We start from the raw sequence: 13,207 nt of genomic DNA, 5'->3' as shown, positions 1-13,207 counted from the left end.
CAGTAACGGTCGAAGAAAAATAGAACTTTTTTAGAAATTTTCTTTCTATTTCCATATAATTCTATTGACTTCTAAATATTTTGTAAATTAAAATGATTACATAAATATCCGTTATACAGGATTAGGGGGAAACAAAAATGGATGCAGCTTTAAAATTAGACAAAGCTGGAGAGCAACAATCACCAAAAAAACATCCACCAGGGTTGTACTTGTTGTTCTTAACAGAAATGTGGGAAAGATTTAGTTATTATGGAATGCGCGGCCTTTTAGTTCTTTATTTAACAACTGCTGCTGTTAGTGGCGGGTTAGGATTTGATAAGGCAGTCGCAGTGCAATTATATGGTACTTTTACAGCGGCAGTATATTTCATGCCAATTATAGGCGGATGGCTAACGGATCATTATATCACAAGACGTCATGCCATTACTCTCGGCGGAATCATTATGGCAATCGGCAATTTTGTACTATTCTCAATGAATACAAAAACAGGACTATTCCTTGGATTAATACTATTAGTTATTGGTAATGGATTCTTCAAACCAAATATTTCTACACTGTTAGGTGAATTGTATGGCGAAAATGATTCACGTCGTGACAGTGCATTTACTATCTTCTATATGGGTATTAACGTAGGTGCTTTCTTTGCTCCACTTATTTGTGGATTTTTAGCAGAAGATTTCTTTAAAACAAGCGCTAATGGCGTTATTGTAATGGGATATAAATACGGATTCTTAGCAGCTTGTATCGGTATGATTATTGGACAAATTGTTTTCAACTTATTAGCTCCTCGTTATCTTGGTAAAGCAGGAACAACAGTTGTTGGTAAAAAATCAAAAGATCAACCTGTAATCGAAAAGAAACCTTTAACAAAACAAGAGAAAAATCGTACTTGGGCAATTGTAATTTTAACTTGTTTCGTAGTATTCTTCTGGGCAGGATTTGAACAAGCTGGTAGTTCTTTAACACTTTATACAAATAAATTTGTAGATCGTACAATTTTCGGTTGGGAAGTTCCAACATCTTGGTTCCAATCCGTTAATCCAGCATTCATCGTACTACTTGCACCATTTGTATCTATGCTATGGTTAAAACTTTCTAAAACAAAACGCGGTGATTTAAACGTGCCAACAAAAATGGCATTTGGTATGATTTTACTAGGTATAGGTTATCTTGTTTTAACATTAGCAGTTCTAAAAACTGGAAGTAGTGAAGCAGATATAACTGTAAAAGCGAATTTATTATTCATCGTTATCACTTATCTCTTCCATACAATTGGTGAGTTATTCTTATCACCAATCGGTCTATCAATGGTAAGTGCAATCGCTCCTGTAAAATTAGCATCATTATTAATGGGTGTATGGTTAGCTGGTACGGGTATGGCTAACTGGTTAGCAGGTAAACTTGCTTCCTTTACACAATCATTAGGATACCTTGAAGTATTTGCAAGTATCGGTATTATCGTTATCGTCTTAGGACTTGTACTCCTTCTCTTCTCTAAAAAAGTTGCGAGTATGATGGAATAACACACAAAAAGACGCTTCTAAAATTAGAAGCGTCTTTTTTATTACTTCTCCTCTAAAGCTGTCACGTCCACATGAACGCTCTCACCAGGATTAGATACATCATACACTTGAGCACTCCCCTTCTGCTCATCACAGCTCTCAATCCATACTGGTACGCCCTCATATGTAACGTCAATTCTACTTGAAGAAGATAAAATTTGCTTCACACGTTTTACATCCATACTACTATCCCTCCTTTTGCTTACTACACTCCTTTCTATTTTTTCTTTTCCTTTTAGAATATATTCCGTAAGGCAGCATGTTGATTGATAGTCATTTCTTCCTCACATGCTAATATTTACTCTCTCGCTACCTTTCTGACAAATAAAAAAAGACGTATATTCTACACGTCTTTTTCCATAATATTCAAATTTTAAGAAAATAATGTTTTTACTACCGCACTTACTTTATCATTATGGATTTGATAATACACTTCTAATCCTCGTCTTTCAAAGCGTACTACTTTATTTTGCTTTAACTTCGTTAAATGTTGTGAAACAGTTGATTGTGGAATTTCTAATACTTCCTGTAGCTGTGTTACATTACATGTTCCTCTTTGCATAAGTTCCATTACTAGACGTAGACGAAGTGGGTGAGCTAACGCTCTTAACATTTGTACATCTTCTTCTGAAATACGACATTCGAATTGATTTTGGCTCATAAAGTTCCCCTCATTTTCGTTTTTATTTGCGTTTTTATGTTCTTTTTATTTATTTATATATCTGTTCTTATATTTCCTGTTACGACATAACTTTATCAACCTATAAAGCCGAAAAATTTTTCCATCTTCATCAGCAAAAATTCAGGAAAAAATCCTTGCTGATTTTGAATATTATACTATATGATATAACGAAAAAGCAAAATAATGGCCTACGAATACTTTGCTTGCAAACGTTGTTTTATCAGGCTTTTTGTTATATTTTCACCTCATTGAAATGCACAGTAACGGTATTGTAAAATACCGTCTATAATTGATAACCTATCGTAATGTAGTTGAACTATAATTAACCTCTTTGTTACGCTAAAAGGAATTTTCAGTAAAAAGAGATGATGTGATATTAAAAATTTGTTTCTTATTTTTTATTCGTATTGCAAGCGGTTGGATTGTTGTGCAAAACTTCCTATTAAATCCACTCACCGTTCCCCCCACTAGATCAAACAGGACAGATAATTGCATATATCAAACTTTATACTTAATATAAAAGACTTCATCTAATATACGCCTATAAGGAACATGCCATCTGAATAAGCAAAATAATATGCACATAGTTTATACAGCACACTTAAATTCATTTGAGTGTGTTTTTTGTCTACTTTATGAACAAAGCTTTTCTTTTAACACTATTATGGAATAATTATACTTTTTTACGTTGACAATAGTGTTGAAGGAGAATATACTAAGCATGTAAGTTGATTGTGAATAGTTTCACAAATAATGTGAATTTCTTCACATATAATAGATAGGAGTTGTCATTATTATGAGTACTTGGACACAAATTTATGACCCATTAAACAATATTTGGTTATCTGCACTAATCGCAGCACTTCCAATCTTTTGTTTCATCATTTGTTTAATGGGATTCAAAATGAAAAGTTACATGGCTGGTCTTTATAGTGTAATTGTCGCTATTATCCTTGCAATATTTGTTTATAAAATGCCAGCAACAGTAGCTGTAGCATCTGTCGGATTCGGTGTTTTATCTGGATTTTATCCAATTTGTACTATCGTTATCGCCGCAATTTTCCTTTACAAATTAACTGTTAAAACAGAGCAATTCAATATTATTCGCGATAGTATTTCAAGCATTACAAATGATCAACGTTTACAAGTATTATTAATCGCTTATTCTTTCGGTGCTTTCTTAGAAGGCGCAGCTGGTCTAGGGGTTCCAGTTGCTATTACAGCTGCACTACTTGTAGGTATGGGCTTTAATCCATTAAAAGCAGCAGGTATTTGTTTAGTAGCTAATATTGCTGGTGGTGCTATGGGTGCTATGGGTATTCCAGTTACAGTACCAGCACAATTAACTCAACTTGACGCATTAACTATTGGTCGTCAAACTGTTCTTATTTTACCTTTCATTAGTGTTATCTTACCTTTCTTACTTGTTTCAATGGTCGATGGAATTAAAGGTATTAAAGAAACTTGGCAAGGTATTCTTGTAAGTGGTGTTTCTTTCGCTATTACTCAATTCGCTGTAACTTACTTCTTAGGCGCAGAACTTACTAATATTTTCGCAGCCGTTGTAAGTATGATCTCTCTTGCATTATTCTTACGTGTTTGGCAACCAAAATCTTCTACTAAAGAAGAAAAACAAGAAACTAAAGTATCACATACATTCAATCAAATTTTATATGCTTGGTCTCCATTCGTATTCTTAACTGCATTTGTAACAATCTTTAACTTAAAACCGATTAAAGCTTTATTTGCTCCAGATGGTGCGTTAGCAAACTTAGTATTTAACATTCAGTTCCCTGGTCTTCATAATGCTGTTATGAAAACTACACCAATTACAAAAGCTGATACACCTTTCGCAGCTGTTTTCAAATTTGATGTATTCTCTTCTACAACTACTGCGATTGTACTAGCAATTATCGTTTCACTTATCGTTTACCGCGTAAAAGGTAAAATGGTTAAAGAATTAATGATTGAAACAATGAAAGAATTAAAAGCTCCAGTATATACAATTTGTAGCGTTATCGCATTAGCTTACGTAGAGAACTACTCTGGTATGTCATCTACACTTGGACTTGCATTCTCTTCTACTGGTAATGCATTCCCAATTCTTTCTCCAATCTTAGGATGGATTGGCGTATTCATTACAGGTTCAGTAGTTTCAAGTGGTTCTTTATTCGCACCACTTCAAGCAGTAACAGCAGACCAGTTAAACATCGTTCCTTCTACACTCGTTGCCTTAAACGTAGTAGGTGGTACAATGGCAAAAATGGTTTCACCACAATCTGTAGCAGTTGCTTGTGCCGCAGTTGGACTAGTTGGTAAAGAATCTGCTCTATTTAAAACAGCAATGAAATACAGTTTAATCTTCTTAGCTGTTATTAGCTTACTTCAATTAAACGCTGTATTTAATATCTTTTAAAAATAAAACACCGATCCAAATGGATCGGTGTTTTTCACATTACATTTCTTTATTTTTTAATAAAGAAGCTCCAGCAATTTCAGGGTGAGTCATTTCGAATGGATCTAAAATAATATCCAATTCCTCTTCTGTCAGTACACCATGCTCTAAACATAACTCCCTAACAGATTTTCCTGTTTCAATCGCTTCACGTGCAATACGAGATGCTGCTTCATAACCAATATGAGGATTAACTGCTGTAATAATTCCAACACTTTTCTCAACATATTGCTTCAGCAATTCTTCATTTGCTGTAATTCCTTCAATACAATATTCATGGAATACACGGAATCCATTATTCATAATACTAATAGATTGAATTAAATTAAATACAAGCACAGGCTCCATTACGTTTAACTCTAATTGTCCCGCTTCTGATGCTAGGCAAATTGTATGATCATTTCCAATTACTTGGAATGCGACTTGGTTAATCACTTCTGCCATAACTGGATTTACTTTACCTGGCATAATCGATGAACCTGGCTGACGTGCTGGCAATTGAATTTCAGCCAACCCAACACGTGGCCCAGACGCCATAATACGAAGATCGTTTGCAATTTTAGACATGTTCATCATACATACTTTAAGTGCTGCAGATACTTCTGTGTATGCATCTGTATTTTGCGTTGCATCAACTAAATGCTCTGCACCAACAAGTGGGAACCCACTAAACGTTCTTAAATGTTTTACCACCTGTTCAATATACGTAGGATTTGCATTTAATCCTGTACCAACAGCTGTCGCCCCCATATTCACTTCATATAAATGTTGACGAGACTGTTTAATTCTTTTTATATCGCGCGCAAGCACTCGGCTATACGCTTCAAATTCTTGTCCAAGGCGAATTGGAACTGCATCTTGTAAATGTGTGCGTCCCATTTTAATAACGTGATCAAACTCTTTTGCTTTTTTACGAAAAGCAGAATGAAGTTCTTCCATTGTAATAAGAAGCTTTTCTAACATCATAAGAGTTGCAATATGAATCCCTGTTGGAAACGCATCGTTCGTTGATTGGGCCATGTTCACATGAGTGTTTGGGCTAATTTTCGCATACGCACCTTTTTCATATCCCATACGTTCTAACGCTCTATTCGCAATTACTTCATTTGTATTCATATTAATAGAAGTTCCGGCTCCGCCTTGAATAGGGTCCACGATAAATTGATCATGAAACTTTCCATCAACAATTTCTTGCGCTGCTTCTGCAATTTCATGTCCAATGTCTTTAGCTAAGTAACCAGTATCTATATTCGCAAGTGCCGCCGCTTTTTTCACAATTGCCATTGCTGTAATGAGTGATGGATGAATGCGATATCCTGTAATTGGGAAGTTTTCTACAGCACGTAATGTTTGTACACCATAATAAGCTGCACTTGGTACTTCTTTTTCACCTAAAAAATCTTTTTCTATACGTATATCCTTCGTTGCTATCATTTTTATCACCTATACTTTTTCATTCTAAATCCTTATCCAAAAAATCCGCCCTCTAAAAACACGAGTATCATTCAGAAGAATTTTTCAGTATCCACCTTCACTATATAGTACCTTTTTTGAAAGCGCAAACATTTATTTTTCTGTATATCCTTTTTATTAAAGTTTATAGAAAATCATTCTCCTACTTTCCTTATTTCCACTCGTTTAATTTGATGCATATCCTTTTCAAGGACTTTAAAATAAAAACCGTGTTTCTCAATAATATCTCCTTCAGCAACGATTTGTTTTTGTACCATAATCCAGCCACCAATTGTATCTACATCATCAGCAATTAAATGTATGCCAAGCAAATCATTTACTTCACTAATAAGCACTTTTCCCTCTACGATTTTATAGCCTTCACTTACATGCTCTATAGGTGGATTCTCATCTTCATCGTATTCATCTCGAATTTCTCCAACAATTTCTTCTAAAATATCTTCTAGTGTAACAATCCCTGCTGTACCACCATATTCATCATATAATACAGCTAATGGAATGTGTTTTCTTTGCATTTGTAATAGTAAATCATGAATTGGAATATTTTCTAGCACTTCAATAACTGGCCTTGTATATGGCATAATCGAGCACTCCTCGTCCCGATTACCATCCATATAACGAATAAATAAATCTTTTACATTAACCATCCCAATAATTTCATCTTTATCTTCACCAAATACAGGATATCTCGTGTACTTTTCTTGCGCGATTACTTTAATATGTGTTTCAAATGGTTCGTCCTCATATAAGCCTACAACTTCCGTACGAGGTACCATAATTTCTTTTGCTACTCTATTATCAAATTCAAAAATATTATTTACATATTTAAATTCCCTTTGGTTAATCTCTCCGCTCTCATAGCTCTCAGATAAGATTAACCTTAATTCTTCTTCTGAATGAGCTACTTCATGTTCAGAAGCTGGATGTAATCCGAATAAACCAGTTACAACCCTCGCTGAACCATTCAAAGCCCAAATAAACGGATACATAACTCGGTAAAAATAAATAAGTGGTTTCGATAACAATAAGCTAACTTGTTCTGCTTTTTGTATAGCAAATGTCTTTGGAGCAAGTTCCCCAATGACAACATGTAAAAATGTAATTACTGCAAAGGCAATAATAAATGAAACTGTACTGGAAATTGTAGGTGAGAATTGCAATTTTAAAAACAACGGCTCGAGTAAATGTTTAATGGTTGGTTCCCCTAACCACCCGAGCCCTAAAGCAGTAATTGTAATACCTAGCTGACAGGCCGATAAATATTCATCTAAATTTGTAGTTACCTTTTTAGCGGCCAGTGCGCCTCGTCTTTTTTCGCTAACGAGTTGATCAATACGACTGCTACGTACCTTAATAATTGCAAATTCAACAGCCACAAAAAATGCTGTTAACCCAATAAGAATGACTACCATCAATAATTTTAAAATATCCACATATGCTCTTTAGCTTTCTTAGCTAAAGTTACACCTCCTTTTAAAAAGAAGTTTCACTTTAGTTTCTTCAATTATTGGAAAGCAACTCTATATAAAATCCACCAATTTTCAAACCTCATACAATTCTAAAGGTAAACCATCAGGGTCTTGGAAAAAGACGAATTTCTTCCCCGTTATTTCATCAATACGGATCGGTTCGGTCTCAACACCACATTGATTTAAATGCTTCACAGCTTCTTCTATATTTGTAACAGCAAATGCTAAATGTCTAAGACCGGCTGCTTCTGGAAAACTTTTGCGCTCAGGCGGATTTGGAAATGAAAATAATTCGATTTGATACTCTTCTCCTACACATAAATCTAATTTATAAGAATCTCGTTCCTTTCTATATACTTCATTCATTTCTTTAAACCCTAATATTCTAGTATAAAAATCCTTTGACGTCTCATAATTCGAACAAATAATTGCAACGTGATGCACTCTACATATATTCATACTCTCTCTATTCCTTTCTTTACCAAAGATGCATATTCTCCCTTGAAATGAAAAACATATATAGCAGAATATCTCTTTTAGGGGGCTTACCATGAAATTCATTACTTTTTTCGTCGGATTAATTGTTGTTTTCTTGCTCGCTTATATTGCTAGCAATAATAAGAAGCATATTAAATTTAAACCAATTTTTATCATGCTTATTATACAGTTAATTTTAACCTATTTACTATTAAATACAGAAATCGGCCTCATACTTATTAGAATCATTTCCAGTTTGTTTACAAAGCTACTCGAGTATGCTGCTAATGGAATAAATTTCGTATTTGGTGGTCTTGCAAATAAAGGTGAAATGCCATTTTTCCTTACTGTATTATTACCAATCGTCTTTATTTCTGTTTTAATTGGTATATTACAACATTTCAAAATACTACCATTTTTCATTCGTTGGATCGGGTACTTTCTTAGTAAAATAAATGGTCTTGGGAAATTAGAATCTTACAACGCTATCGCTTCTGCCATTGTCGGCCAATCAGAAGTTTTTATTACAGTGAAAAAGCAATTAGCTCAAATTCCAAAACACCGTCTTTATACACTTTGTGCCTCCGCTATGTCAACCGTATCTATGTCTATCGTAGGTGCCTATATGACAATGATTGAACCTAAGTATGTAGTAACTGCACTCGTTCTCAATTTATTTAGCGGTTTTATTATCGTACTCATCATTAACCCTTACGACGTTAAAGATGACGAAGATATTTTAGAAATCAAAGGTGAAAAACAAAGCTTTTTTGAAATGCTTGGAGAATATATTCTTGATGGTTTTCGTGTAGCCATTGTTGTCGGCGCTATGCTCATCGGATTTGTCGCATTAATTAGTTGTATTAATGACTTGTTCCTCATTATATTCGGTATTACGTTCCAACAATTAATTGGCTACGTATTTGCACCTATCGCATTCCTTATCGGTGTACCAAGCTCTGAAATTGTAGCAGCTGGTAGCATTATGGCAACGAAGCTTGTAACGAATGAATTTGTCGCAATGATGGACCTTAGTAAAATTTCTAATAGCCTTTCTCCCCGTACAGTTGGTATTATTTCTGTTTTCCTTGTATCTTTTGCCAATTTTTCTTCCATTGGTATTATTTCAGGTGCGGTAAAAGGACTAAACGAAGAACAAGGAAACGTTGTTGCGAGGTTTGGCCTTAAATTACTATATGGAGCTACTCTCGTTAGTATTTTATCTGCAATTATCGTAAGCATTATGTTGTAATTAGGTAAAATTTTATCATTTTCTTATCCCTATCTTTTGTATACAATAACGAATAGGTGTCTTATAAAGTGAAACTTTAATCAGAGTGGGGCTATCCCCACTCTGATTATTAGCCTTCATCAATCGGGTATTTACGGGCAGTTATCTCCCACCTAACTTCATTGTATTCACTGGACTTTGAGGTGGGCGTTTTACTGCTCGTTAATACCGGATAAATAATCAAGACATCTATTTTTTATACATGTACAATCGCTTTTATTTAGCGTAAAATATTTTTTATGTGTTTGAATACACTTCTAAATGTATACACTTTGATAGTTTTAAAGGAGAAAAAATGATGAAATCCGACACGAACAACAATACGCGAGCCAAAAAAGGACGCTCAAAGAAAAAACGCCTACTTTGGTTCCTTCTTATTCCATTACTAATTGTAGCACTTGGAGCAGGAGGCTACTCCTTCCATATATACAGTAAAGCAAAGTCCGTCTTAAATAATGCTTATGCTGAACTAGGTCGAGGAGAAAAGTCCAGTAAACGTGAAAAAGCTGTTAAACCTATGACCGACAACATTTCCGTACTAATTATGGGTGTTGATGAAAGTGATATTAGGGAAAAAGATTATGGAAAAGCAACTCGAACAGATGCGTTATTACTTGCAACAATTAATAAAAACGATAAATCCGTTAAACTTGTAAGCATTCCACGTGACTCACGCGTCTACATTAAATCACGTGATAAATACGATAAAATCACACATGCGCACGTATTCGGTGGTGTAGACAGCACAATTGATACGGTAGAGAACTTTTTAGATGTTCCAGTTGATTATTATGTAAAATTCAATTTTAAATCCTTTATTAAAATTGTTGATTCTCTTGGTGGCATTACTGTGGACGTTCCAGTTGAATTCACAGAGCAAAATAGTAAAGATGAAGCAGATGCAATTCATCTAAAAAAAGGACGTCAACATTTAAATGGAGAAGAGGCACTGGCACTAGCTAGAACTCGTCACATCGATAGTGATTATATGCGTGGCCAACGACAACAGCTTGTATTAGAGGCCATTGCTGAAAAGGCACTATCTCTTAATTCCATTAATAAAATCGGTGGCCTACTAGACGCTGTCGATAAAGACTTAAAAACCAATTTAACTTTTGATGATATGATGACAATTACAAAAAATTCAATGGATTCAAATTTAAAGATGGAAAAAATGCAAGTAGAAGGTACAGATAAATATATAGGTGGTATTTATTATTACGTGCCAAATGAAAAAAGCGTCGATACTATTTCAACTACCCTTCAAAAACATCTCGGTGTTACGAATAAAAATGAACATAAAAAATTATAATAAAAAGGCTGCTAGATCATTCTAGACAGCCTTTTTATTATATTTTTCAACATATTTTTCATACACATTGTGACAAGAAGTGACAATTATTACAGCAATGTAACATTTTTTATGAAAACATTACACACACAGTGAAAATAATAGTATACTAGTACGTACATAATGTTATTTTCATCATTTTTATACAAAAAATGTAATACATATATTTATACATAAATTTCTGGGGGGAAATAAATGAAGCTAAGTAAAATACTGATTGGTTCTGCAATTGCTGGGGGCATATTACTTTGTGTAGGCGGTGTTGGGGGATATCAATATGTATCCAAATTAAATAATCAATTAGATACTACTGCATTACCAAATACTACATTTGAAGGTATTTCTCTCGATGGAAAAAATAAGAAAGATATTCAAGCAATTATTAATCAAAGGGTAACTGAATTAGATCAAAAATCCCTTACCTACATATTCCAAAACGATAAACAAACTTACACATGGAAAGATTTAGGGGTAAATTATAAAGAGAAAGAAATTATTGACAAAATCTTCAAAGAACAAGAAGGAAACGTAATGAATCGTTACAAAATGCGCAAGCAAGCTGAAAACGGTGAATTAAAACGTGACTATAAATTAACACCACAATTAAATGCAACAGCTTATGAAACCTTTATAAAAGATAAATATAATGAAACATTAAAAAATCCTGTTAATGCAGAATTAAGCATTGAAGGCTCAACAGTAAATGTTAGTCAAAGCCAAAACGGAGAAAAAATTGATAAAGGAAAACTAAACAGTTTAACAAACGAAGCTATTACTACTGGTAAATCAGATGTTACATTACCAGTTACATTCATAAAACCAGAACGTTCTACAGAAGATATACAGAAAATGGGTATTAAAGAAGTCATTGCTGAATATTCTACTCCAATGGCTGGCCGTAACGGAAATCAATCATTTAACGTAAATAAGTCAGCTAATACTTTAAGTGGGGTTATTGTGGCACCTGATGAAACATTTAGTTTTAACGGCCGCGTTGGCGTAACTGATGCTGCACATGGTTACAAATCTGCAGCAGTATATTCACAAGGTAAAGTAATACAAAGTGCAGGCGGAGGAGTTTGCCAAGTCAGTAGTACTTTATACAGCGCAGCTTTAAGGGCTGATTTAGGAATTGTTTCTCGAAGCAATCATTCTATGCCAGTAAATTATTTACCACTTGGGCAAGATGCAGCAGTAGCAGATTATGGTCCAGATTTAAAATTTAAAAATAATACAGGCAATCATATTTATATTCAAGCATTTTCAAATGGAGGTAGTATTACTACACGCATTTTCGGTACAAATACTGGTAAAAATGTTGAAGTTTCTTCTCAAGTAATTAGTAGAACTAGTGATAAAATCACAGCGGTTACGTATAAAAAAGTAACACAAAACGGGGAAGTAATATCAAATGGACAAATTTCAAAAAGCGTATATAAAAGCGCTCCAAAGGAATAGATACTATCAACCGAATAGTATAAAGAAAAAGGCGTGATTAAATCACGCCTTTTTCTTTTGCAGTAATAGTAAAAAAGTTTCAAGATGGTCTTTCGTTTCTTCTAAAGACCACATACGATTTCCTTGCTTCGCAGCTAATACACACGCCTCTTCCCACGCGTTCTTTTTCTTCATATTTATTAATTCATCACGTAATTTCAAAACAATTTCTTCGTCTTCTTGTTCAATAAACTCTTCCATCACGCTTACTATTTCATCCTCATGAATACTTAACGTACAGTACGATTTAAGAAAGTATTGTAATGTCATATACATAATGTACTCCCCCTTCTTATTTATCAGATGGATAAGAAGTAATAATCTTAAACCCTAATTCCCCTGACTTATCTCTTGCTAAAACAGTAACAGTTTTTACCAACTTGTCTTTTACACTCATATTTTTCTTTATTACCGTTTTTCCAACAGGGAATGAATGAGTTGTATTTACTACGAGACGAGCCTCTTTAGAATTTTTTAACCAATCTTGAATTTCCTTGTCATGTTGCTTCAAGCTATCTTTTACAGCTTTCGTCGCTGTTTCTTTATCATAGTATGTACTTGCGGCTGACACTTTATCTGTCTTCAAGCGATTCTTCAAATCCTCTTCTGACTTGCCTACATGTCTTTCAATCGTATGACCATTTTTAGGTGGTCCTTCCATTTCATCTAAAATATTATCACTAATTTTTTCTACCGATGTAGCTTGATTACCTGTCTGTTTCTCTGTTTTTTGTTCTTTTCCTGCACATCCACTTAAGATCAGCATTAATGCCAATAAACTACTGAAGAAAAGACTACTTATTCGTTTCATCATATCACCTCTTCCATGATTATTATCGCAACTTCACTAAAAGTCAATTTCACAACGAAAAAATCTATCAGTTTTCATTTTTTTCATCTATTTTTCCATATTTACCCGCGCAATTTCATCAACCCTCTATTTTTCGCCT

At 34.1% G+C, this 13,207-nt stretch carries 12 protein-coding genes; 5 read left to right on the top strand and 7 right to left on the bottom strand.

Annotated elements, in window-relative coordinates:
• The first annotated feature begins 137 nt into the window (after nucleotides 1-137).
• Nucleotides 138-1,523: a peptide MFS transporter gene (locus tag ACQGSG_RS21445; protein ID WP_016083560.1), complete on the top strand. Its 1,386-nt coding sequence runs from the start codon at nucleotides 138-140 to the stop codon at nucleotides 1,521-1,523.
• A 41-nt stretch (nucleotides 1,524-1,564) separates the two neighbouring features.
• On the opposite strand, the gene ACQGSG_RS21440 is transcribed toward ACQGSG_RS21445, so the two are convergent.
• Nucleotides 1,565-1,744 (bottom strand): acid-soluble spore protein H, encoded by a 180-nt coding sequence (locus ACQGSG_RS21440; RefSeq protein ID WP_000382679.1) that lies wholly within the window; start codon nucleotides 1,742-1,744, stop codon nucleotides 1,565-1,567.
• Between the two features lie 191 nt (nucleotides 1,745-1,935).
• Nucleotides 1,936-2,223, bottom strand: coding sequence for an ArsR/SmtB family transcription factor (locus ACQGSG_RS21435; protein WP_000081428.1), 288 nt, complete (start codon nucleotides 2,221-2,223; stop codon nucleotides 1,936-1,938).
• 817 nt (nucleotides 2,224-3,040) lie between these two features.
• Between ACQGSG_RS21435 and ACQGSG_RS21430 the strand changes: the two genes are divergently transcribed.
• The gene (locus ACQGSG_RS21430) at nucleotides 3,041-4,660 is read left to right on the top strand and encodes a lactate permease LctP family transporter (protein ID WP_325842758.1); all 1,620 of its coding nucleotides are present in this window, start codon (nucleotides 3,041-3,043) and stop codon (nucleotides 4,658-4,660) included.
• Between the two features lie 39 nt (nucleotides 4,661-4,699).
• Here ACQGSG_RS21430 and aspA read toward each other — a convergent pair whose 3' ends face one another.
• The 3 genes from aspA to gloA2 all read right to left on the bottom strand — a co-directional run bounded on the left by aspA (nucleotide 4,700) and on the right by gloA2 (nucleotide 8,100).
• Nucleotides 4,700-6,133 (bottom strand): aspartate ammonia-lyase, encoded by a 1,434-nt coding sequence (aspA, locus tag ACQGSG_RS21425; protein WP_098290634.1) that lies wholly within the window; start codon nucleotides 6,131-6,133, stop codon nucleotides 4,700-4,702.
• A gap of 173 nt (nucleotides 6,134-6,306) precedes the next feature.
• On the bottom strand, nucleotides 6,307-7,605 hold the full coding sequence (locus ACQGSG_RS21420) for a hemolysin family protein (protein WP_061655584.1): 1,299 nt from the start codon (nucleotides 7,603-7,605) through the stop codon (nucleotides 6,307-6,309).
• A gap of 108 nt (nucleotides 7,606-7,713) precedes the next feature.
• On the bottom strand, nucleotides 7,714-8,100 hold the full coding sequence (gene gloA2 / locus ACQGSG_RS21415; protein ID WP_001017679.1) for an SMU1112c/YaeR family gloxylase I-like metalloprotein: 387 nt from the start codon (nucleotides 8,098-8,100) through the stop codon (nucleotides 7,714-7,716).
• 91 nt (nucleotides 8,101-8,191) lie between these two features.
• Between gloA2 and ACQGSG_RS21410 the strand changes: the two genes are divergently transcribed.
• The 3 genes from ACQGSG_RS21410 to ACQGSG_RS21400 all read left to right on the top strand — a co-directional run bounded on the left by ACQGSG_RS21410 (nucleotide 8,192) and on the right by ACQGSG_RS21400 (nucleotide 12,218).
• Complete coding sequence (locus ACQGSG_RS21410) at nucleotides 8,192-9,370, top strand: NupC/NupG family nucleoside CNT transporter (RefSeq protein WP_000668870.1); 1,179 nt, start codon at nucleotides 8,192-8,194, stop codon at nucleotides 9,368-9,370.
• Between the two features lie 334 nt (nucleotides 9,371-9,704).
• Complete coding sequence (locus tag ACQGSG_RS21405) at nucleotides 9,705-10,721, top strand: LCP family protein (protein ID WP_053514408.1); 1,017 nt, start codon at nucleotides 9,705-9,707, stop codon at nucleotides 10,719-10,721.
• Nucleotides 10,722-10,955: 234 nt separating this feature from the next.
• Complete coding sequence (locus ACQGSG_RS21400) at nucleotides 10,956-12,218, top strand: VanW family protein (RefSeq protein ID WP_214631976.1); 1,263 nt, start codon at nucleotides 10,956-10,958, stop codon at nucleotides 12,216-12,218.
• 42 nt (nucleotides 12,219-12,260) lie between these two features.
• Here the strand turns inward: ACQGSG_RS21400 and ACQGSG_RS21395 are convergent, their stop codons facing one another.
• Both ACQGSG_RS21395 and ACQGSG_RS21390 read right to left on the bottom strand, forming a co-directional pair.
• On the bottom strand, nucleotides 12,261-12,533 hold the full coding sequence (locus ACQGSG_RS21395) for a hypothetical protein (RefSeq protein WP_000282019.1): 273 nt from the start codon (nucleotides 12,531-12,533) through the stop codon (nucleotides 12,261-12,263).
• A gap of 16 nt (nucleotides 12,534-12,549) precedes the next feature.
• Nucleotides 12,550-13,068: an RNase A-like domain-containing lipoprotein gene (locus tag ACQGSG_RS21390; RefSeq protein WP_000822695.1), complete on the bottom strand. Its 519-nt coding sequence runs from the start codon at nucleotides 13,066-13,068 to the stop codon at nucleotides 12,550-12,552.
• Nucleotides 13,069-13,207 lie beyond the last annotated feature (139 nt).

The sequence above is a fragment of the Bacillus sp. GMa5/1 genome, assembly GCF_050172015.1.
In the GTDB taxonomy this organism is placed as follows: Bacteria; Bacillota; Bacilli; order Bacillales; family Bacillaceae_G; genus Bacillus_A; species Bacillus_A cereus.
The sequence above is the reverse complement of the archived record's forward strand: the minus strand, read 5'-3'. Positions and strand labels throughout refer to the sequence as shown.

Excerpts from the sequence above, each read along its gene's own strand:
- ACQGSG_RS21445 (WP_016083560.1), top strand. The coding sequence starts at position 138 with ATGGATGCAGCTTTAAAATTAGACAAAGCTGGAGAGCAACAATCACCA.
- ACQGSG_RS21440 (WP_000382679.1), bottom strand. The coding sequence starts at position 1,744 with ATGGATGTAAAACGTGTGAAGCAAATTTTATCTTCTTCAAGTAGAATT.
- ACQGSG_RS21435 (WP_000081428.1), bottom strand. The coding sequence starts at position 2,223 with ATGAGCCAAAATCAATTCGAATGTCGTATTTCAGAAGAAGATGTACAA.
- ACQGSG_RS21430 (WP_325842758.1), top strand. The coding sequence starts at position 3,041 with ATGAGTACTTGGACACAAATTTATGACCCATTAAACAATATTTGGTTA.
- aspA (WP_098290634.1), bottom strand. The coding sequence starts at position 6,133 with ATGATAGCAACGAAGGATATACGTATAGAAAAAGATTTTTTAGGTGAA.
- gloA2 (WP_001017679.1), bottom strand. The coding sequence starts at position 8,100 with ATGAATATATGTAGAGTGCATCACGTTGCAATTATTTGTTCGAATTAT.
- ACQGSG_RS21410 (WP_000668870.1), top strand. The coding sequence starts at position 8,192 with ATGAAATTCATTACTTTTTTCGTCGGATTAATTGTTGTTTTCTTGCTC.
- ACQGSG_RS21405 (WP_053514408.1), top strand. The coding sequence starts at position 9,705 with ATGATGAAATCCGACACGAACAACAATACGCGAGCCAAAAAAGGACGC.
- ACQGSG_RS21400 (WP_214631976.1), top strand. The coding sequence starts at position 10,956 with ATGAAGCTAAGTAAAATACTGATTGGTTCTGCAATTGCTGGGGGCATA.
- ACQGSG_RS21395 (WP_000282019.1), bottom strand. The coding sequence starts at position 12,533 with ATGTATATGACATTACAATACTTTCTTAAATCGTACTGTACGTTAAGT.
- ACQGSG_RS21390 (WP_000822695.1), bottom strand. The coding sequence starts at position 13,068 with ATGAAACGAATAAGTAGTCTTTTCTTCAGTAGTTTATTGGCATTAATG.